The sequence below is a fragment of the Atopomonas hussainii genome, from assembly GCF_900109735.1.
Classification (GTDB): Bacteria; Pseudomonadota; Gammaproteobacteria; order Pseudomonadales; family Pseudomonadaceae; genus Atopomonas; species Atopomonas hussainii.
This window is the reverse complement of the sequence record NZ_FOAS01000008.1, coordinates 22,908-42,672: the sequence shown is the minus strand read 5'-3', so window position 1 is coordinate 42,672 and position 19,765 is coordinate 22,908. Positions and strand designations below refer to the sequence as shown.

At 58.2% G+C, this 19,765-nt stretch carries 17 protein-coding genes; 7 read left to right on the top strand and 10 right to left on the bottom strand.

Annotation, left to right across the window (positions count from 1 at the left end):
• Nucleotides 1-78: 78 nt before the first annotated feature.
• From BMX80_RS09020 to BMX80_RS09005, 4 genes are read right to left on the bottom strand one after another with little or no spacing between them, the layout of a single operon-like run.
• Nucleotides 79-651: a DUF1285 domain-containing protein gene (locus BMX80_RS09020; RefSeq protein WP_071873447.1), complete on the bottom strand. Its 573-nt coding sequence runs from the start codon at nt 649-651 to the stop codon at nt 79-81.
• The gene (locus BMX80_RS09015) at nt 652-1,257 is read right to left on the bottom strand and encodes a DUF4823 domain-containing protein (RefSeq protein ID WP_074867428.1); all 606 of its coding nucleotides are present in this window, start codon (nt 1,255-1,257) and stop codon (nt 652-654) included.
• 56 nt (nt 1,258-1,313) lie between these two features.
• A complete protein-coding gene (locus tag BMX80_RS09010) occupies nt 1,314-2,204 on the bottom strand; it encodes a radical SAM protein (RefSeq protein ID WP_074867426.1) in 891 nt (296 codons plus the stop codon).
• A gap of 9 nt (nt 2,205-2,213) precedes the next feature.
• Nucleotides 2,214-2,870: a TetR/AcrR family transcriptional regulator gene (locus BMX80_RS09005; protein ID WP_074867425.1), complete on the bottom strand. Its 657-nt coding sequence runs from the start codon at nt 2,868-2,870 to the stop codon at nt 2,214-2,216.
• A 76-nt stretch (nt 2,871-2,946) separates the two neighbouring features.
• On the opposite strand from BMX80_RS09005, the gene BMX80_RS09000 reads away from it, so the two are divergent.
• Nucleotides 2,947-4,080, top strand: a complete 1,134-nt coding sequence (locus BMX80_RS09000; RefSeq protein ID WP_074867423.1) for an aminotransferase class V-fold PLP-dependent enzyme — start codon at nt 2,947-2,949, stop codon at nt 4,078-4,080.
• Between the two features lie 207 nt (nt 4,081-4,287).
• Here BMX80_RS09000 and BMX80_RS08995 read toward each other — a convergent pair whose 3' ends face one another.
• From BMX80_RS08995 to metE, 3 genes are all read right to left on the bottom strand, one after another.
• Nucleotides 4,288-4,836 carry a hypothetical protein gene (locus BMX80_RS08995; RefSeq protein WP_074867419.1) on the bottom strand — a complete coding sequence of 183 codons (549 nt, stop codon included), beginning with the start codon at nt 4,834-4,836 and terminating at the stop codon, nt 4,288-4,290.
• Nucleotides 4,837-4,947: 111 nt separating this feature from the next.
• Nucleotides 4,948-5,529, bottom strand: a complete 582-nt coding sequence (locus tag BMX80_RS08990; protein ID WP_074867417.1) for a glycine zipper 2TM domain-containing protein — start codon at nt 5,527-5,529, stop codon at nt 4,948-4,950.
• Nucleotides 5,530-5,660: 131 nt separating this feature from the next.
• Complete coding sequence (metE, locus tag BMX80_RS08985) at nt 5,661-7,952, bottom strand: 5-methyltetrahydropteroyltriglutamate--homocysteine S-methyltransferase (RefSeq protein WP_074867416.1); 2,292 nt, start codon at nt 7,950-7,952, stop codon at nt 5,661-5,663.
• 107 nt (nt 7,953-8,059) lie between these two features.
• Here metE and metR point away from each other — a divergent pair, with 107 nt between their 5' ends.
• A complete protein-coding gene (gene metR, locus BMX80_RS08980) occupies nt 8,060-8,986 on the top strand; it encodes a transcriptional regulator MetR (protein WP_074867414.1) in 927 nt (308 codons plus the stop codon).
• Nucleotides 8,987-9,001: 15 nt separating this feature from the next.
• Here metR and BMX80_RS08975 read toward each other — a convergent pair whose 3' ends face one another.
• The 3 genes from BMX80_RS08975 to BMX80_RS17880 are packed head-to-tail and all read right to left on the bottom strand — an operon-like array spanning nt 9,002 to nt 15,542.
• Nucleotides 9,002-10,675, bottom strand: a complete 1,674-nt coding sequence (locus tag BMX80_RS08975; RefSeq protein ID WP_074867412.1) for a GGDEF domain-containing response regulator — start codon at nt 10,673-10,675, stop codon at nt 9,002-9,004.
• On the bottom strand, nt 10,672-11,058 hold the full coding sequence (locus tag BMX80_RS08970) for a response regulator (RefSeq protein WP_074867410.1): 387 nt from the start codon (nt 11,056-11,058) through the stop codon (nt 10,672-10,674). The genes BMX80_RS08975 and BMX80_RS08970 overlap by 4 nt, the downstream gene beginning before the upstream one ends.
• Entirely contained in the window at nt 11,055-15,542 is a 4,488-nt protein-coding gene (locus tag BMX80_RS17880; RefSeq protein ID WP_074867409.1) for a PAS domain S-box protein, read from the bottom strand. Before BMX80_RS17880 ends, BMX80_RS08970 begins: the two co-directional genes overlap by 4 nt.
• Nucleotides 15,543-15,700: 158 nt before the next feature.
• On the opposite strand from BMX80_RS17880, the gene napE reads away from it, so the two are divergent.
• Genes napE through BMX80_RS08940 form a run of 5 tightly spaced genes read left to right on the top strand, consistent with a single transcriptional unit; the run spans nt 15,701 to nt 19,744 of the window.
• Entirely contained in the window at nt 15,701-15,859 is a 159-nt protein-coding gene (napE, locus tag BMX80_RS08960; RefSeq protein WP_074867407.1) for a periplasmic nitrate reductase, NapE protein, read from the top strand.
• A 45-nt stretch (nt 15,860-15,904) separates the two neighbouring features.
• Nucleotides 15,905-16,174, top strand: a complete 270-nt coding sequence (locus BMX80_RS08955) for a chaperone NapD (RefSeq protein WP_071871401.1) — start codon at nt 15,905-15,907, stop codon at nt 16,172-16,174.
• Nucleotides 16,171-18,666 carry a nitrate reductase catalytic subunit NapA gene (gene napA, locus BMX80_RS08950; protein WP_074867405.1) on the top strand — a complete coding sequence of 832 codons (2,496 nt, stop codon included), beginning with the start codon at nt 16,171-16,173 and terminating at the stop codon, nt 18,664-18,666. Before BMX80_RS08955 ends, napA begins: the two co-directional genes overlap by 4 nt.
• 41 nt (nt 18,667-18,707) lie before the next feature.
• Nucleotides 18,708-19,145, top strand: a complete 438-nt coding sequence (locus BMX80_RS08945) for a nitrate reductase cytochrome c-type subunit (protein WP_235821630.1) — start codon at nt 18,708-18,710, stop codon at nt 19,143-19,145.
• An 11-nt stretch (nt 19,146-19,156) separates the two neighbouring features.
• Entirely contained in the window at nt 19,157-19,744 is a 588-nt protein-coding gene (locus BMX80_RS08940; protein WP_074867402.1) for a cytochrome c3 family protein, read from the top strand.
• The last annotated feature ends 21 nt before the right edge of the window (nt 19,745-19,765 follow it).

The following is a 19,765-nucleotide window of genomic DNA, read 5'->3' as shown; positions in this document are numbered from 1 at the left end:
CGGCGACGAATAGCCCAAAGCCAGTACGTTTTGTGATCTTACCCACAGTTTAAGCGGCGCTGGCGCTCGTGCAGTGCCTCAATCGCCCACCGGGCCTATGGGGTAAAACACGCCACTGCTCCAAACCCCAAGCCATGGCTGACCGTCGATCTCTTGCGGCACGGCCAGTTCTACCAGCTGATAAAACACGCTGCGGGCAATTAAAGCGTCTAGGTTGGCGCGCACATGCACATAGGGCGCCGGCTCTTGCGTGGCTGGATCTAGCTCGACGCGCAGCGGGTGCTCTGGGCCGGCGACGGTTTCATCGTCGACATTGGTACGAAAGGTTAAAACTTGCGCTTCGCCCTCGCCGCTCGCGGTGAGCTCGACAGCCACAAACGGCGCGTCATCGACGGTGATACGCACCTTTTCAACCGGGGTAACCAGATAAAAGCAGCCGTCATCATCGTGACGCAAAACGGTGGAAAACAGCCTGACCATAGGTTTACGGCCAATCGGCGTACCCAAATAAAACCAAGTGCCGTCACGGGCGATACGCATGTCGATATCGCCACAAAAGGGGGGATTCCACAGGTGTACAGGCGGCAGGCCTTTTTTCTCGCCTTTTGGAATTTGCGCCAACAGGTCGTTAGCTTTACCCGAATCGCTCATTTAATCCTCCGCAAACCCCAGCAAGCGGCGTGCATAGTCGGTCAGCGGGCGGCGCAGCAGGTCTTCGGCATCTTTATCGTAAAAAGTCAGAAAACCGCCGCGACTCTTGATCCGCGCTGTATCCACCAAGTAGCCGGTGCTGGTTTCAATCAACATCAGGTGCAGGATGGCATGATCGCGGCCAATACGGGTAAATTCTTCGCGCTCTTCCCACTCTTCCCAGTTGCCGATGTTTTCTTCGGCACTGGCAAAGCGGCCATAGAGCAAATAATGCGCGCCGAAGCCTTTGGCCTCTTGCAGGGCCTCATCCAGCCCTAAGGGGCTCCGCGCGCGGCGCACTTGCGGAAAGTACTCAACAAAGCCCTTAAACGCCTCTTCCGCCACCACATTGGGCCGCGCATAAGGGTGGCCAACGGGCACGAAATGCCCCTGTGCGATGTAGATAAACGAGCTGGGTTGCAGCACCCAATTGGCGCGGCGCTGGGTTTTGAAGTGTTCGAGAATGCCGACATCGCGCAAGTAATACACGTTGTGATCGTACAAGTCGGTCGGTTTCATACAGCCTGTCAGCAACAGGCAGCACAGAAGCAGCAGACGTAAAGCCATGAGCGTAACCGCGTCAGTAGTTTGTCAGTCTGAGGGTTTAAGCAGATTCCGCGCCATTACAGGCCGCGCTGCCACTCCTGACGCAAATGCGCCTGTTCAGGATGCTCGATGGCTTGGCGCACCTGCGCCAGCAAGCGCGCTTTATCGGCGCCGAGATTGCCCTTGAGCACCAGATAGTTAGACGCGTGATCGCTACGGAATACCGTGTCGTTCAGCTCTAGGGGGGCGAGCATCTGCTCGACTTCGTTAAACAGCTGCGCTTGATTCAGCGGCGCGAAGTCGGGAAATTGCTCGCGCAGGCGCTCATCCCCCAGCGGAAAGCTCACCACCAAGGTGGACAAGTATTCCGGCTGCGCCTCGTTCATCAACAAGGCCGAGTTGCGGGCATGCTGCGCGCTCAGCGCTTGCCCGCCGAGGCCATTGAGAATCATCACCGAGCGAGTAATGCCTGCCTCGCCGAGCTTTTGCAGCGCATCTAAGGTGCTGGCGTAGGTTTCGCCTTTGTTAACCCGCGCCAGCACCTCGTCGTCACCGGACTCCGCGCCCACATAGGCCATTTTCAAGCCGGCATCGGCCAACTCTTTGAGCTCACTGACTGACTTTTTGCGCAAATTGCGCGGCAGGCAGTAGCTGGATACCCGCTGCACTTGCGGCATGTGGGTGCGAATGGCGTCGAGAATCGTCAGCAAGCGTCGGGTTGGCAGCACTAAGGCGTCGCCATCGGCCAAGAAGATGCGATCAACGATCAGCTGCTCACCGCAGCGACGAATTTCTTCCAGCACCTCGGCTTCGTCACGGGCGCGGAATTTCTTCTGCGGCGCGGTGTACATCTCGCAGAAGGTGCATTTATTCCACGAGCAGCCATTGGTGACCGGCAGAATCAGCGAATACGCCTCACTCGGTGGGCGAAACACGGGCTCGACGTAACGAATCGGAATGCCTTGCACGCTTAGTCCTTACTCGGCACTTTTGTTGGCGGTGTCGGCGTTTTCGCGGCGACGCTTATTGCGGTTACCCATGCGCACGCCGATGTCCATCAAAAACTGGAAGAAGGCTTCTTCATCGGCAATCCCTTCGCGCCACAGCGGCGAGTGGTAAAGCGATACCGCGCCTTGCACTAAGGCCCAGGCGGCCATGTAGTGGAAGTACGGCGGCACGTCTTCGAGCTTGCCGTCCGAGATGCGGCTCTTGATCAGCTCGTGGACTTTTTCAAAGTTGGCACTGCGCACTTTGCGCAGTTCGGCGAGCATTTCTGGCACTTGGTTGCTTTTCACCACTTTTTCTTCAAAGCGGTCAAACAAGCGCGAACGCTGCGGGTCGCGGATGCGGAAGGCAAAGTACTCGCGCGACAGAGACTCTTGATCGCGGGCGATGTCTTCCGAGCTGAACAGTTCAGCCAGTTCGCGCTCGTAGTCGAGCAGCAGGCGCAGATAAATCTCCGCCTTGGAGCGGAAATGCTTATAGATGGTGCCTTTACCGATACCTACAGCATCGGCAATCATTTCAACGGTCACGCTGTCTTCGCCTTGTTCTAAGAACAGGCGCAGGGCGGTATCGAGGATTTCTTGTTCGCGGCGACGAAATTCGCGCAGCTTGCGGGATTCTTTCTGCATGAAGAGTTACGGCTAGTGAGCAGACAAAGCGCGCTATTATGCCAGTCTTTGCGCAAATTGCACGGAGCCCCCGACCATGGGTCACTTTGCGAACGAATTTCCTCAGGCCGACCATATCTGTTACCTCAACCACGCCGCAGTCGCCCCTTGGCCGCTACGCAGCCAGCAAGCGGTGGCGCAATTTGCCGCAGAGAATGTCAGCCTCGGCGCCACCCACTACCCCGCTTGGCTGAAGGTTGAGCAGTCGCTGCGCGAACGTTTAAAGCGCCTGCTCAACGCGCCCAGCACGGGCGATATTGCGCTGGTGAAAAACACCTCCGAAGCCCTCTCTTTTGTGGCCTTTGGCTTGGATTGGCGTGATGGCGATGAGGTGGTGATTAGCGATGAGGAGTTCCCCTCTAACCGCATCGTGTGGGAAGCCTTAAGTCGCTTTGGCGTGCGCGTTAAGCAAGTCAGCCTGCAAGGCGAGCAGCCCGAACAAGACCTGATTGCCGCCTTAGGCCCGCGCTGCCGGCTGCTGTCGGTGAGTGCCGTGCAATATGCCAGCGGCTTAAAGCTCGACTTGGCCACCTTAGGGCATGCCTGCCGCGCCAAGGGCGTGCTGTTTTGCGTGGATGCGATTCAACAACTCGGCGCGCAGCCGATGGATGTGCAAGCCTGCGCCATCGACTTCGCCATGGCCGACGGCCATAAATGGCTTTTAGGCCCCGAAGGCTTGGGGGTGTTTTATTGCCGCAGCGAGCTGCGCGCCAGCTTAACGCTGCACGAATACGGCTGGCACATGCTGGAACACGCCGGCGATTACACCCGCAGCGAATGGCAGCCCGCGCGTAGCGCCAAGCGCTTTGAATGCGGCAGCCCGAATATGCTCGGCGCTTATGCCTTAGAGGCCAGCCTGTCGCTGCTCGAAGAGGTCGGCATAGCGGAAGTGGCTCGGCTCATCGATGAGCGTGTCAGCTATCTACTCAGCGCGCTGCAGAGCATCGCGCAGTGCCGCGTCATCAGTGCCACTGCACCGGAACGCCGCGCGGGGGTTGTGACCTTCAGCACCGGCGAGGAAAACGCCGCCGTGCATCGCGAGCTGATGCAGGCGGGGGTTATTTGCGCCCATCGCGGCGGTGGCGTGCGTTTCTCACCACACTTTTACACCGCGCAAACCACGCTCGATCAGGCGCTTAAACAAGTGAAAAGCATAGTGGCCAAAGGCTAGAGCCGTTGCGACTCAAACAGCTGCGATCTATTACCAATCCATCTTAAAAACGCTGGAAAAACCAGCTATCTGGCCAATACTTAAAGTCACTGGTGCGCGGCATACCCCCCCAAGTGCCCGGCCAGTTTTAGGTACCGTGGATCGTGTACCGTTGTTTCACTCCTAATGGTCTTGACCCGGATTCATCCCCCAGAACCCGGGTTTTTTTTATCCAGCGAAAACCCGCCAACGCACTTTGACCATCTGCGCGGCGGCATACAGCAGGTACAGCGCAACCAGCGCTAACAGGGCAAACTTCAGCAGCGCGCAATCGCGGGCGACGATCACCCAGCCTTCACGCACCTCGCCAAACAACAGACGCGCCAGGGCGTAATTTTCCAGCGCATCCAACAAAGCCGCAGCAATCGGCACCCAGCTCATGGCCACGCTTAAGCGCCCTTGCCCTTCGCCCCAATAGGCAAAGCGCGAACAGGCCAGTGACAAGGCCAAGGCGTACAGCAGCAAATAGAGGTAATCGAGCCCCAAGCCCAGCGCGGCGTACATGCGCCCCTTCTCACCCCACGCCACCTGAATGGCCAAGCTGGCATCAAGGCTTGCCGCCAGCTCAAAGTCGATAATGCCGCCGGGCACTGCGTCGCTAATGAGCGGCTGATGCACCCAGCGCATAATCACCAACATGCCCAGGGCCAGCGCACACAAGACGATAAAGGCACGGGTATGCCAGCGTGAGGGTATCCAGATCAGAGGGTGCAGCATGGACGTTCCTGTCGTTGTTCTTGTTGGTCTACGCCAACCATAGCAAATGGCGTAAAAAAACCGGCTTCTTTGGAAGCCGGTTTTTCCTGCCTTGCAGCGCTGCCTAGCTGTTTAGCCTTGCGGCAACAGCTTGCCGTTTTCGACCGGCAGCTGGTCGGAGGCTGGCTTTTGCGTCATGTAGGTGGTTTTTACCTCACCGTCGTAACGGTATTTGACGTTGTAGCCCACCACTTTCTCGCTGGTGTCGGTCACCGTGTGGCAGCGCTGTTCGGTGGTGGTCACCGTGTCGCTCTGCTGCATGTTTTCTTGCACTTTGTTACCGGCATAGCCACCGGCTACTGCGCCGGCCACGGTGGCAATTTTTTTGCCGTTACCGCCACCGACCTGATTACCCAACAAGCCGCCGACCACCGCACCGACGGCCGTACCGGCGATTTGGTGTTGATCTTTAACCGGCGCTTGGCGGGTGACGCTCACTTGCTCACACACTTGGCGCGGCGATTTGCTGGTTTCCTTCACCGGCTCAACGGCCAACACTTGGGCAAAGATGGGCTTTGCCTCCGGTGTTATGGCAGGTACTGCAGCCGCTGCTGGCGCCTCTGGCGCGCGATTGATCACATAGCTACCAATCGCTGTGCTGGCCGCTACGCCCAAAGCACCCAGCGCCACACCCATTAGCATCGACTTATTCATGACTGACTCCTGTGCATACCCTGCTCATGCAGGTTACGTATAGGACGTCGGCAGGGCGCAAGCGTTCCCAGCAAGTTATCCGCTTTGCTAGCCAGTTCGCACTCTTGCGCCCTGCCGTCATGCCGACGCTGTTATGCCGCCGTGGCCCACTTAAGGCGTAGCGCCTCAGTCGCTGCTTGCATATTGCGTAGCGCCTCTAAGGTTTCTGGCCAAGCGCGGGTTTTTAGCCCGCAATCGGGGTTGACCCACAAGCGTTGCAGCGGGATCAGCTCGGCGGCGCGTTCCAGCAAGGCTTGCATCTCGGCCACCGTGGGTACGCGTGGCGAGTGAATGTCATACACCCCTGGGCCAATCTCGTTGGGATAGGCAAAGCCACGGAAGGCTTCGAGCAGTTCCATTTGCGAACGCGAGGTTTCAATGGTGATGACGTCGGCGTCCATCGCCGCAATCGACTCAATCACGTCGTTAAATTCGCTGTAGCACATGTGGGTGTGAATCTGCGTGCTGTCCTTAACGCCGCTGGCGGTCAGACGAAACGCCTCGGTCGCCCAGTGCAGATAACGGCCCCACTGCGCCTGACGCAGCGGCAAACCTTCGCGGAACGCAGCTTCGTCGATTTGCACAATGCCAATGCCGGCCTGTTCCAGATCGACCACTTCATCACGCAAGGCCAACGCCAGTTGCTGCGCCTGCACTTCACGGCTGACATCTTCACGCGGGAATGACCATACCAACATGGTCACCGGGCCGGTCAGCATGCCTTTCATCGGCTTGCTGGTGAGGCTTTGCGCATAGCTAATCCACTCGACGGTCATCGGCGCTGGGCGATGCAAGTCACCCACAATCAGCGGCGGTTTGACGCAGCGCGAACCATAGCTTTGCACCCAACCAAAGCGAGTAAAGGCATAGCCGTCGATCAGCTCGGCGAAGTATTCCACCATGTCGTTACGCTCGGCCTCGCCATGCACCAGCACGTCTAAGCCAAGCTCTTCTTGCACCCGCACGGCATGGGCAATTTCCGCCTGCATCGCCTGTTGATAGCCCTGCGCATCCAGCACACCGGCCTTGAATTGCTGCCGCGCCTGACGGATGTCCGCCGTCTGCGGGAACGAGCCAATGGTGGTGGTCGGCAGCAGCGGTAACGCCAACGCCGCACGCTGCGCTTGAGCCCGCGTGGCATAGGGGCTGGCACGCTGACTATCGCTGGCAGTAATCGCCGCCAAGCGGGCAGCCACGGCAGGCTTATGAATACGCGGCGAACCGGCGCGACGCGCTAAAGCACTGCGACTGGTGCGCAGTTGCGCCTGTACTTGCACATCGGCGGGTTGATTGACCGCCTTGGCCAGCAAGGCCACCTCGGCACACTTCTGTACCGCAAACGCCAACCAGCTGAGTAACTCATCGTCTAAGCGGTCTTCACGGGTTAAATCCACCGGGCTGTGCAGCAAAGAACACGACGGCGCCACCCACAGGTTATCGGCAAAGCGCTCGTGCGCCTGCGCCAAGTGCTCGAGGGCACGGTCTAAGTCACAACGCCAGATATTGCGCCCATTGACTACGCCTAACGACAGCACCTTGTAGCTGGGCAGACGATCTAGCAGCGCCGGCAGCTGCTCGGGCGCGCGCACCAAATCCACATGCAAGCCGTTGACGGGCAGGCTGGTGGCCAAGCCTAGGTTATCGTCCAACGCGCCAAAGTAAGTGGCCACCAGCTTCTGGCAGGGCGAGCTTTGCAGCAGGTGATACGCGCGCTCAAAGGCGGCTTTCCAACTGGCCGGCAGGTCGAGGGCCAGAATCGGCTCATCCAGCTGCACCCATTGCACGCCTTGCTCAGCCAGCTTATGCAGAATCTCACCGTACACCGGCAACAAGCGCTCAAGCAGCTCTAAACGATCGAACGCGGCGCCTTTGCTTTTGCCCAGCCAGAGGTAGGTCAGCGGGCCGATCAGCACCGGCTTGACCTGATGGCCTAGGGCCTGCGCTTCTGCCACTTCGTCAAACAGTTGCGTCCAGTTGAGGCTGAACTGTTGGTCTACGGCAAACTCCGGGACTAAGTAGTGGTAGTTGGTGTCGAACCACTTGGTCATTTCTTGCGCTTGGGTGCCACCACAGCAGCGCTGGCTCACCCCGCGCGCCATGCTGAACAGGGTGTCTAGGCCCGCTGGCTGCCCGGCAAAGCGCTCGGGAATCACATTGAACATCAGCGAGTGAGTGAGCACTTGGTCGTACCAATGAAAGTCGCCCACCGGCAACAGATCTAAGCCTTGTTCAGCCTGCACGCGCCAGTGTTCGGCGCGCAGCTGCTGGCCGACCTCACGTAATTGCGCTTCGTTCAGCTGGCCTTGCCAGTACCCTTCCAGTGCTTTTTTTAATTCGCGGTCGCGGCCAATGCGCGGAAACCCTAAAGAATGTGCCAGTGCCATGTTGCTCTCCTTGATCAGCAATGGCGGCTATTCTCGACAGGCCAAGCAACATGAGACAAACTCATTATCTTCAGCTTGATCTTAAAAAATTCTCATAAGGGCTCGTTATGCTGGAAATTCGCCATCTGAAAACCCTGCACGCCCTGCGCGAAACCGACAGCTTGGTTGAAGCCGCCGAGCGCTTGCACCTGACCCAATCGGCGCTTTCGCATCAACTCAAAGACCTGGAAGAAAAGCTTGGCCAGAGCCTGTTTGTGCGCAAAACCAAGCCCGTGCGCTTTACCAGCGTGGGCTTACGTTTGCTGCGCTTAGCCGATGAAGTGTTGCCACTGCTGCGCGGTGCTGAGCGCGATTTAAGCCGACTGGCCGGTGGCACTGCCGGGCGCCTACACATGGCCATTGAGTGCCATAGCTGTTTTCAGTGGCTGATGCCGACCATCGACCAGTTCCGTGATGCTTGGCCTGAGGTGGAGCTGGATTTGGCCTCCGGCTTTGCTTTTGCGCCGCTGCCGGCACTGGCACGTGGCGACCTCGATTTGGTGGTCACCAGCGACCCGCAAGAACTGGCCGGCATCACCTATGTGCCCTTGTTCACCTACGAGGCGCTGCTGGCCGTGGCCAATCAACATGCGCTGGCCAACAAAAGCTATGTGCAGCCGGAGGATTTAAGTAACGAAGTGCTGATCAGCTACCCGGTCGAGCGCGAACGCTTAGATGTGTTTAAGCACTTTCTCGACCCCGCCGGCGTTGACCCGTTAGAGGTGCGCACCGCCGAACTGACGGTAATGATGATGCAGCTAGTGGCCTCTGGCCGCGGGGTGTGCTGCTTGCCTAACTGGGCACTGGCCGAATACAGCGAGCGCGGTTACATCAGCGCGCGGCGCTTGGGGCCGCAAGGGCTTTACGCCACTTTGTATGCGGCGCTGCGTGAAGACATGCTGGATGCGCCGTTTATGCGCGATTTTTTGCTCACTGCCAAAGACACCTCGTTTGCCACCTTGGCAGGGGTCAGCAGTGCGCGCCCCAGCAAATAGCCAAACCCGCCATGCTTAAGATTTGGCTACGCGCACTTGGTTACGGCCGCCTTCTTTAGCGGCATACAAGGCCTCGTCGGCGGCTTTAATGGTGCTGCCTGAATCCGGGTAATTGCAGGTTTGCGCCACACCGGCGCTAAAGGTGGCGGAAAACTCGCCCTGCTCGCCTTGATACAGCAAACAGGCAAAGGCCTCACGCAGCTGATTAAGCACTTTCTCGGCGGCTTCTAGGGTGGTGTCCGGCAGCACGACTAAAAACTCCTCACCGCCGTAACGACCTATGTAATCGGTGCTGCGTAAGCGCTGGCGCATCAAGTGCGCCAAACCGCGTAAGACGCGATCACCAGTGGGGTGCCCGTGGGTATCGTTCACCGACTTAAAGTGGTCGATATCGATCAAAGCGATCACCACTGGGCTGCTGCCACGCAAGCCACGCGAGAACTCTTTATCCACCCCCGCTTTGATGTTTTTGTGATTCAGCAGCCCAGTTAAACCATCGTGCGTCATCACCGCACTGAGAGTGCGGGCCCGTTGCGCGCGAGCGCTAATCGCGGAAACAAAACGCTCCGGCACGATAGGCTTAACGATGAAGTCATCGGCGCCAAAGCCTAGGGCCGAGATTTGCTTATCGACATCCTGCTCGCCGGATAAAAACACAATCGGGATGTGGTCGAAGACCTCTTGTTGACGTAACACCGCCGCCAGCTCGATACCGCTACAGCTGGGCATGTACACGTCGCTAACGATCACATCCGGGCTGAACTCATCCAATACCGCCATGACTTGCAGCGGGTTCATTTCGGTACGTACCCGCATGCCTGCTTGCTCCAGCACGGCGGCGTGGTAGGTGGCTACAGCGCGCTGGTCATCGACAATCAATACCCGGTACGGTGCCTCGGGCACACGGTTGGTCAACCTGTCGAGTCGATTAACCAGGCTTATCAAATCGATTGGCTTGGTCTGGTAGCCTGCCATGCCCACCCTGGCTGCCGCCAAGCGAGTAGCAAAATCAGCCTTGCCAGAAATCGCTACTACCGGCACTTTTTGCTCAATAAACTGCCGCGCTAAGGAAAACACCTGCGCTTCTTTGCAGTTAGGCAGCACGATATCCATCACCACCACGTGCGGCCGGCGGTTAGGCAACTCAGCCAGCATGCTGGGCAGGTCGTTAAAGACCACAATCTCATAGCCAAACTGACCCAATTGACTGGCCAACAACTCTGCTTGGGCGCGCTCATCTTCAACCAAAAATACCAAGGGCACCCGCACTCGCTCAGGCTCGGGCTGTACGGCGCGCGGAGGTAACTCGGGCTGTTGCTCGCTCAAGGCTTGCTCGTGATCTTGCAGGGTTTGCCGGGCCAGTTTTAGCACTTGCCCCAGCGACTTGCGCATGGTGGCTAGCAGCTCTGGCGAAGGTGCCTCATCGAACTCCATTTGCAGTTTGATTAACCGCTCAAAGGCGCGCGCGCCACGCGATAGCTCCATCAGCTCGAAGGTGCCGCTGGTGCCTATCAGGGTATGAATATCGCGGTGCATCACCTCTACTTTTTCGCTGTCCCATTGCTCGGTGAGGGCATTCCAGTTCAGCTCAATCTCACGCATGCGCTCTGGCAGGCGGCGCAGAAAATCGCCGCGTAGCTGAGCCAACTGCTGTTGCATAAACGCCCGCTTGGCGTCTTCATCACTCATGCTTGGGTGCTCGCGTACAGCTGCTTTAGGGTGGTGGCTAAACTCATGGGGTCGAAGGGTTTGGCGATCACTTCTAGCGCGCCGAGCGACTTCAAGTGCGCCACTTCACTGGGCTGCACTTTGGCGGTCATAAAAACGGCCGGGGTGTCGGCATAGGCCGCTAGCTGGCGCAGCTTGCCAAGGGTGGTGGGGCCGTCCATGCCGGGCATCATGACATCCAACAGCAGCAAGTCGGCGGCAAAGCCCGGCGCACTGGACAGCGCTTCATCGCCGTTGGAGCACACCTGCACGGTTAATCCGCCCACCACCTCAAGCGCCAGCTTGGCCACGGCTTGAATATCGGGCTCATCTTCAACGTACAGCACGCGCTGCAATTCGCTCATACCTGCTCCTTGCCTGATGGTTTCATGGCGTCACTGTTTTGAGCGTAGCGGCGCCGGTGGCTCTTGACCAGTCGATGCAACACTTGCAACAAGCGGTTATTGCTGGTGGCTGCTTTGATAAGCACTTCAGTGGCTTGCGCCTGCTCCCCCGCCTGCGGCTGCTGGGCGGAGAACAATAAAATCTCCGGCGGTGTCGGCAGCGCTTGGATATCAGCCAGCAAGTCGCCACCCCGGCCATCAGGCAAACCCAGATCCAATACCAGCACATCAAATCGCTGCTGACTCAAACACTGACGAGCCTCGGCCAAAGAGGCAGCCACCTGCACATCAGCAAAAGGCTCACACAGCTGGCTTATCAAAGAGGCGACATCGGCATCATCTTCGACGTGCAGCAACTGCACGCGGCCGTCCACCTGTTGGGTGATCCAGCCTAACAAGCGCTGCACACGCTGATCGGTGAAGGGCCGCTGTAACCAATTCAGCACCACCGGCGTGCTGGGCCATTGCTCCACTTGGCTTTCGACCACATCACCGACCAGCAGAACCGGCACGTCGGCAAAGCGCGCTTCAACATATTCGCGATCGACTTGTGTGAGTTGCTCGCGGGCTTTGGCGCCGATCAACAGCACGCTATTAGCAGGCAAACGCTTTGAACGACACAATGCTTCGGGGCTAAGCCACTGCACCTGGTAATCGTAGCTACTTAACTGCTCACGCAAGGCCTGCGCAGCATTGGGGTCAACGGTGCAAAAGATAATGTCGGCATCGGGCTCGCCCGCCATTGGGCTTAGGGCATCCATACGCGGCAGCTCGAAATAGAAACAACTGCCCTGCCCCGGCTGACTGGTAAAACCAATCTCGCCGGCATGCCGTTCAATAATCGCCTTGCTGATGGCCAAACCCAGCCCGGTGCCGCCTTTTTTCCGCGTATCGGATGAATCGGCCTGGGAGAACTTTTGGAATATCCGCCCCTGAAAAGCCTCGGCGATACCTTGACCATAATCTTGCACATTCACCCGCAAACGCTCGCCATTACAGCTCACCGACAGTTCTACACAGCTATTAGGCGGAGAAAACTTAGCGGCGTTAGACAGTAAATTGGCCAGCACTTGCATCAAGCGATCTTCATCGCCATTGACCCACAGCCCCTCGTCAACCTGTGTGATAACAAAGCGCACCTGACAGCTGTCGGCGTAGCCTTGGTTGGCCGCGACCGACTGGGCCAGCAATTGATGCAATTGAATCGGTTTTAGATGGAAATCCATCTTGCCGGAGGCAATTTTGTCCATATCCAGCAAGTCGTTAATCAGCAAGCTCAAGCGCTCACTGTTAGCCAGCGCCATGCGCAGCATATCGCCCGCTTTGGCTGGCAACTCGCCCAATGCACCGCCGTTGATCAAACCCAAAGCGCCGCGAATAGACGTCAGCGGGGTACGCAGCTCGTGCGAGACGGTCGAGACAAACTCATTTTTCATCCGCTCCATACGTTTGCGTTCACTGATGTCGCGAATAATCACCACCACGCCGCCGGTGTGCTGCGGCGAAACCAGCACTTCCCAGTCATGCTCCAGCCCTTTGCGATCGGCGTGAGAGTACTCGGCAGCAATACGGCTTTGCCCGTCGGTGCGCGCCGCGTCGATGGCTTTTGCCAACTGTTCGCCAACGTCAACCGGCAACGAACGCGAAAAGTGCTTATGCAAGAAGTCTTGCGGCGCCACCGTGAGCCAACTGGGGTCGGGAGCGCGGTAATCCAGACAGATGCCGTGCGCGTCTAGCTCGAAGATTAAGTCTGGCATGGCCTCCAGCAGGCTCTCGGTACGCGCATTGGCTTTTTGCAGCGCCTCGGCAGCCTGTTTGCTGGCAGTAATGTCGGTTTCAATGGCCATAAACCCTGTGACACGGCCAGCCTCATCACGCACAGGTTGAATTTCCATGTCCAACCAGTACGGCATCCCTTGCTTGTGGTAGTTGAGGATCTCCTCGCGCACGCCCTGCCCAGCTTTCAACGCTTTGCTGATGCGTGCCACCGTGTTGGCATCGGTTTGCGGGCCCTGCAAGACCTTGCCAGGCTTCTGCCCTTTGAGTTCCGCCAAACTGTAACCACTGACGTGTTCAAAGCTAGGGTTAACCCACTCGGTCAGGCCTTGCGCGTCGGTCAGCACCACCGCATTGCTGGTACGACTAACGATCAGCGCTAAGCGATTGGCCTCGGCCAAGGCGCTTTGCAGGCGCGCCATACTGTGTTTGGCCTGCACTTCGGCCTGCACTTGCTCGCTGATGTCGGTGGCAATGCCGAGAAAGCCGGTCAAGGTGCCTTGTTCATCGCGCATGGCGCTAACGTTGAGGTTAACCGGCACCTGCCGACCATCGCGGCACACGTAAGTCCAACGGCGCTGTTCGGGCTGGTTCAGCGCCGGCAGTGCGACAAATACCTCAAAGCCTTCGATGGGCCGCCCCAGCTTAAGTGACAGCTCACGGCCACGCTTGGCGACTTCACTGGGCAAGTGAAAGAGGCCGGGCGTTTGCACACCGACCATTTCTTCGGCGGCATAGCCCAGCAAATGCTCGGCTCCGTAGCTGAAAGTAGTGATCAGCCCTTGCGGGTCAGTGGCGATAATCGACACCAGCGGCGCCGAATTGATCAGGTTCTGCAACTGCGCGTTAACGTGGCGCAGCGTCTGTTCGTTGGCTTTAAGCGGGGTAATGTCGGTGTGCGTGCCAATCACCCGCAGCGCTTGGCCGGCGGCATCACGCTCGACCACCATGCCGCGATCGAGTATCCAACGGTAGCGGCCGTCTTTGCCGCGCAGGCGCACTTCATGCTCGAACACGGGTGTTTCAGCGGACAAATGCCGCTGCACATCGGCGAATAAGCTGTCGTGATCATCCGGGTGGATCAACTGCTCGAAGTCTTCTAAGCCGTCGCCGATGTCCTCTTCGGCATAACCGAGCATGGATTTCCACTGCGGCGAGTAATACACAGTGCCGCTGCGCAAATCCCAGTCCCAAATACCATCGCCGGAGCCGGTCAAGGCGAATTGCCAACGCTGATCACTCTGTGCCAAGGCGGCCTGTTGTTCGCGGCTGGCAGTGATATCCATCAAAAAGCCGTACCAGCTGAAGTTACCCTCGCCTTCACTGTCGATGGAGGAGTCACCGCGCAGCCAGCGTACCTCGCCATTGGGGTGCACAACGCGAAACTCCAAATGCCAGTCTTTGTGCTCGGCCATCGACGCTTGGATAGAGCTGAGCAGCGCTGCATGGTCATCCGGATGAATACGCTGCATGAGCGCTTCTAAGCTGTGCTTGTTGGTATCCGCACTCGGCATGCCCATCAAGCGGTTAAAGCCTTTACTGGCATAGACCACCCGCTGTTCGCCAGTGGCGCTTAAGCGAAATTGATACACAGCACCGGGAATACGCTCGGTCAAGCGTTGCCAGTATTCATCGCGCGCTTCAATAGCGGCTTGTTGGGCTTTCTTCTGGCTGATGTCGCGCAGCGCACCAATAAAAAAGTGCTGCCCGCCGAGTTTGACCTCGCTCACCGCCAGCTCTAGGGGGAACTCGCTGCCGTCTTTACGCAGGCCAACAACCTCACGACCGATGCCGATAATGTGTCGCTGCGCGGTTTGCAGGTAACGCAGCAAGTAGCCGTCATGGGCGCTGCGGTAGGGCTCGGGCATCAACATAGTGATGTTGCGTCCCAGCACCTCATCAGCGCTGTAGCCAAAGATGCGCGTGGCGGCGGGGTTAAAACTGGCGATCACGCCTTGCGGGTCGATGGTGATAATGCCGTCGACCACGGTGTCTAACACGCTGCGGTTAAACGCTTCGGACTGCTCTAAGCGAGCCTGATACCGATCACGCTCACGGGAAGCGCGAAACGCTTCAACAATGTGCGCAATGGTACTGATCAGCGGAGCGAGAAAATCCAGCAGTGTCTGATCATAGCCCTCGGCCCGATTGGCCAAGCCCACCATGCCTACCAGCGTATCACCACAGCGCAGCGGAATGCCCAGATAAGCCTTCAGCGCCGGATGCCCCGGCGGCAAGCCGCCGCTTTTCGGGTGCTTGGCTGGGTCATTAGTGATCACCGCCTCACCAGTCGCCACGGTGTGCCCAAACAGGGTGTTGAGGTTGGTGAACTCTAAGCCTTGCGGGGCGTTTTCATCATAAAAACGCCGCGTGGCTTCATCCCAAGCGATGTCGCTCAGGGCATAGGTGCGCAAATACGGTGCGCCTTGGGCATCGTGCTTTATCTCGCCGATAAAGCCGTATTCGCTGGCGGTGATATCCAACAGATCATTCAGCAGACTACCAAACAGCTGATCGGCATCTTGTTCGTTAATAAAACGCGCCTGCAAACGGGTGATCAGCGCACTTAACCGCAGCTGACGCTGCAACTGTTGGTGACTGCTTTGCAACTCGTTAAGCAAGTGGCGCATCGACTTAGCGTCTGCGGCCCCCTGCTGGTTGTCCGCCATGTTGGGCTTTCCTTAAACCTGCTGCGTGCTAACAACGTTAGCAGCTGTATCGGCCCGTGCGGTGCGCTCTTAACTGTTGATCCAGGTCATAACCCCTTTTTTTCTAAGGTCTACATTGATGGCCTAGGCTTGATTGGAATCAACAACGGAGAACCACCATGCCTGCAGGTGATACCGCTGCCAACAAACAAAAAGAAACCCGGCTGTTTCTGTTTTTGATTGTTTGCTTCTTTCCTTTGCTGTCGGTCGCACTGGTTGGCGGCTACGGCTTTCTGATCTGGATTATGCAGATCCTCACCGGCCCACCCGGTGCCTAACCGCCCAGCAAACCACTATCAATAATAGAGAGCCGGAGAAGCTCCATGCCCCATACCGTGCATATCGCCAGCCTACTGGTCCACAGCCAGCCTAGCGCGCTGGAAGCGGTTAAGGCCTTTGCCTTGACCCTGCCCCACGTCGAAGTTCACAGCCAAAGCCCGCAAGGCAAATTGGTGTTGGTCTGCGAAAGCGACCACGAGAAACGCATTGCTGACTACCTAGACGCCCTCAACGCCCAGCCCAGCGTGCTCAGCGCGGCGCTGATCTATCACGAAATAGCCCCTGTCGAAGAAACAGAAGGTTGCACACCATGAAACTGACACGCCGAGATTTTGCCAAAGCTCAGGCCGGCGCCGTTGCGGCTGCCGTTGCCGGAATCCCACTGGTTGAGGCCAGCAACCTGATCACCAGCAGTGATCAAACGCAAATGGAGTGGAACAAGGCGCCGTGTCGTTTCTGTGGCACCGGTTGCAGCGTGATGGTCGCCACCAAAGACAACCAAGTGGTTGCGACCCACGGTGACATTAAGGCCGAAGTGAACCGCGGCCTTAACTGCGTGAAGGGCTACTTCCTGTCGAAGATCATGTACGGCAAAGACCGCCTGACTAAGCCGCTGCTGCGCATGAAAGACGGTAAGTTCGATAAGAACGGCGAATTTGCCGAAGTCAGCTGGGACCAAGCCTTCGACATCATGGCCGAGAAGGTCAAAGCCGCCCTGAAAAACCACGGTCCCAACAGCGTGGGCATGTTCGGTTCCGGCCAGTGGACCGTGTGGGAAGGCTACGCAGCGAGCAAGCTGTATAAAGCTGGCTTGCGCTCCAACAACATCGACCCCAACGCGCGCCACTGCATGGCATCCGCGGTGATGGGCTTTATGCGCACCTTCGGCATGGACGAGCCCATGGGCTGCTATGACGACTTCGAGCACGCCAACGCCTTTGTGCTGTGGGGCTCGAACATGGCCGAGATGCACCCGGTACTGTGGACGCGCATCACCGACCGTCGTCTGTCGGCGCCGGACACTCAAGTGGCTGTGCTCTCTACCTACGAGCACCGCAGCTTTGAGCTGGCCGACATCCCGATGGTGTTCACCCCGCACACCGACTTGGTGATCCTCAACTACATCGCCAATTACCTGATTGAAAACGACGCCATCGACAAAGACTTTGTCGCCAAGCACACCAACTTTGTCAAAGGCGCGGAAGACATCGGTTACGGCCTGCGCCCCACCAATCCGCTGGAAGCACGGGCGAAAAACGCCGAAAAAGCCAACACTTGGGAACCCTACTCGCTGGAGCAGTTCGCCGAGTTTGTGAAGCCCTACACCTTGGCCCGCGCGGCGAAAGAGTCCGGTGTACCGGCTGAGCGCCTAGAGAAGCTGGCCAAGCTGTATGCCGACCCGAATATTCGCGTCATGTCGCTGTGGACCATGGGCGCCAACCAACACACCCGTGGTGTGTGGGTGAACAACCTGATTTACAACATTCACCTGCTGACCGGCAAAATCAGCCAGCCGGGCAACAGCCCCTTCTCGCTGACTGGCCAGCCGTCTGCCTGCGGCACCGCTCGCGAAGTGGGCACCTTTGCCCATCGCCTGCCGGCCGACATGCTGATCGCCAACCCCGAGCACCGCGCCAAAGCAGAAAAAATCTGGAAGCTGCCGGCCGGTGCCATTCAGGATCAACTCGGCTTCCACGCCGTGCTGCAAAGCCGCAAGCTGAAAGACGGCGAGATCAAGTTCTACTGGACGCAAGTCACCAACAACATGCAGGCCGGCCCCAACGTGATGGAAGAAATTCTGCCCGGCTGGCGCAACCCAGAGGCCTTTGTAGTGGTGTCGGACGTCTACCCGACTGTCTCCGCCCAAGCCGCCGACCTGATTCTGCCCAGCGCCATGTGGGTAGAAAAAGAAGGTGCCTACGGCAACGCCGAACGCCGCACCCAGTTCTGGCATCAGTTGGTTAAAGCCCCGGGCGATGCCAAGAGCGATCTTTGGCAGCTGGTGGAATTCTCCAAGCGCTTTACCACCGACGAAGTGTGGCCGGCTGAGCTTTTGGACAAGAACCCTGACTTCAAAGGCAAGACCCTGTTCGACGTACTGTTCGCCAACGGCAAGGTGAATGCCTTTGGCAAAGAAGACATCGCCGAAGGCTACGCCAACGACGAAGCCGATGCCTTTGGCTTCTACCTGCAAAAAGGCCTGTTCGAAGAGTACGCCGAGTTCGGTCGCGGCCATGCCCACGACTTAGCGGACTTCGACACCTACCACAACTCTCGTGGCCTGCGTTGGCCGGTAGTGGATGGCAAAGAAACCAAATGGCGCTACGCCGAAGGGCATGACCCGTACGTGAAGCCCGGCAAAGGCTTTGAGTTCTACGGCAAGCCCGATGGCAAGGCACTGATCTTCGCCCTTCCCTACGAGGCGCCGCCAGAAGCACCCGATGCCGACTTCCCGTTCTGGCTGTGTACTGGCCGCGTGATCGAGCACTGGCACACCGGCTCGATGACCGACCGCGTGGACGAGCTGCACAAAGCCGTGCCGCAAGCCTTGGTGTACATGCACCCCGATGACGCGAAGAAGCTCAATGTGCGTCGTGGCAGCGAAGTCATGCTCACCACCCGTCGTGGCGAAATGCGTGGCCGTGTTGAAACCCGTGGCCGTAACAAGGTGCCGCAGGGCTTGATCTTCGTGCCGTTCTTCGACGCCAAGCGTTTGGTTAACAAGCTGACGCTGGACGCCACTGACCCTATCTCCAAACAGACCGACTTCAAGAAGTGCGCGGTCAAGATTGAAGCCATCGTCTGAGGAGGCCCACGATGAAAAAGCACCTACTCATTGCCGCCTGCATGGGCTTGCTGTCTTGGGGCGCCGTGGCTGAAAGCCTCGACGCGCCAGCTCCTGATGGCCGCCGCCTAGGCGGCACCATCGCCCAAGAGCTGCAAGCAGAAGAAATGCCCAAGGTGGAAAACAAAGACTTAAAGCGCGAGCGTAACTACCCCGAGCAACCGCCGACCATTCCACACAAGATCGACGGCTATCGGGTCGACACCAACAGCAACAAGTGCCTGAGCTGCCACAGCCGCTCGACTGCAGCTAAGTCGCAGGCACCGATGATCAGCATTACCCACTACATGGACCGTGACGGGCAACCGCTGGCCACTGTGTCGCCACGCCGCTACTTCTGCGAACAGTGCCATGTGCCCCAGCACGAGACGCCTGCTGCCATCCCCAACACCTTCAAGAACATTGATCAGGTGCTTGAGGGCGGCGCCAGCCAGCCGTAAGGAGCCGTACCATGTGGGAACTACTGAAAAGCTATTGGCAGATTCTGCGCCGCCCCAGCGTGCACTACAGCCTTGGGTTTTTAACCCTCGGCGGGTTTATCGCCGGGATCATCTTCTGGGGTGGCTTCAACACCGCCCTCGAAGTGACCAACACTGAGCAGTTCTGTACCTCGTGCCACGAGATGCGTGACAACGTCTTTGAAGAGATGAAAACCACCATCCACTACAGCAACCGCTCTGGCGTGCGCGCCACTTGCCCAGACTGCCACGTGCCACACAACTGGACCGACAAGATCGCCCGCAAAATGCAGGCCTCGAAAGAAGTCTGGGGCAAGATCTTCGGCACCATCAGCACCCGCGAGAAGTTTCTGGAGAAACGTCGCGAGCTGGCCGAGCACGAATGGGCACGTTTAAAAGCCAACGACTCGCTGGAGTGCCGTAACTGTCACAACTTCGATTACATGGACTTCACCCGCCAAAGCAAACGCGCCATGGAGCAGCACTCCACTGCCTTGGCCAGCGGCGAAGCCACCTGTATCGACTGCCACAAGGGCATCGCCCACGAGCTGCCAGACATGAGCGGGGTTAAGGGCTGGTAAGCCCCCACCATTCAGCCACGC

What these genes read in the sequence shown, in the direction of transcription:
- BMX80_RS08945 (WP_235821630.1), top strand. Translation starts at nt 18,708, where the DNA reads ATGGGCTTGCTGTCTTGGGGCGCCGTGGCTGAAAGCCTCGACGCGCCA.
- BMX80_RS08955 (WP_071871401.1), top strand. Translation starts at nt 15,905, where the DNA reads ATGCCCCATACCGTGCATATCGCCAGCCTACTGGTCCACAGCCAGCCT.
- napE (WP_074867407.1), top strand. Translation starts at nt 15,701, where the DNA reads ATGCCTGCAGGTGATACCGCTGCCAACAAACAAAAAGAAACCCGGCTG.
- napA (WP_074867405.1), top strand. Translation starts at nt 16,171, where the DNA reads ATGAAACTGACACGCCGAGATTTTGCCAAAGCTCAGGCCGGCGCCGTT.
- BMX80_RS08940 (WP_074867402.1), top strand. Translation starts at nt 19,157, where the DNA reads ATGTGGGAACTACTGAAAAGCTATTGGCAGATTCTGCGCCGCCCCAGC.
- BMX80_RS17880 (WP_074867409.1), bottom strand. Translation starts at nt 15,542, where the DNA reads ATGGCGGACAACCAGCAGGGGGCCGCAGACGCTAAGTCGATGCGCCAC.
- BMX80_RS09005 (WP_074867425.1), bottom strand. Translation starts at nt 2,870, where the DNA reads ATGCAGAAAGAATCCCGCAAGCTGCGCGAATTTCGTCGCCGCGAACAA.
- BMX80_RS08995 (WP_074867419.1), bottom strand. Translation starts at nt 4,836, where the DNA reads ATGCTGCACCCTCTGATCTGGATACCCTCACGCTGGCATACCCGTGCC.
- BMX80_RS08970 (WP_074867410.1), bottom strand. Translation starts at nt 11,058, where the DNA reads ATGAGCGAATTGCAGCGCGTGCTGTACGTTGAAGATGAGCCCGATATT.
- BMX80_RS09000 (WP_074867423.1), top strand. Translation starts at nt 2,947, where the DNA reads ATGGGTCACTTTGCGAACGAATTTCCTCAGGCCGACCATATCTGTTAC.
- BMX80_RS08975 (WP_074867412.1), bottom strand. Translation starts at nt 10,675, where the DNA reads ATGAGTGATGAAGACGCCAAGCGGGCGTTTATGCAACAGCAGTTGGCT.
- BMX80_RS09015 (WP_074867428.1), bottom strand. Translation starts at nt 1,257, where the DNA reads ATGGCTTTACGTCTGCTGCTTCTGTGCTGCCTGTTGCTGACAGGCTGT.
- BMX80_RS08990 (WP_074867417.1), bottom strand. Translation starts at nt 5,529, where the DNA reads ATGAATAAGTCGATGCTAATGGGTGTGGCGCTGGGTGCTTTGGGCGTA.
- metR (WP_074867414.1), top strand. Translation starts at nt 8,060, where the DNA reads ATGCTGGAAATTCGCCATCTGAAAACCCTGCACGCCCTGCGCGAAACC.
- metE (WP_074867416.1), bottom strand. Translation starts at nt 7,952, where the DNA reads ATGGCACTGGCACATTCTTTAGGGTTTCCGCGCATTGGCCGCGACCGC.
- BMX80_RS09020 (WP_071873447.1), bottom strand. Translation starts at nt 651, where the DNA reads ATGAGCGATTCGGGTAAAGCTAACGACCTGTTGGCGCAAATTCCAAAA.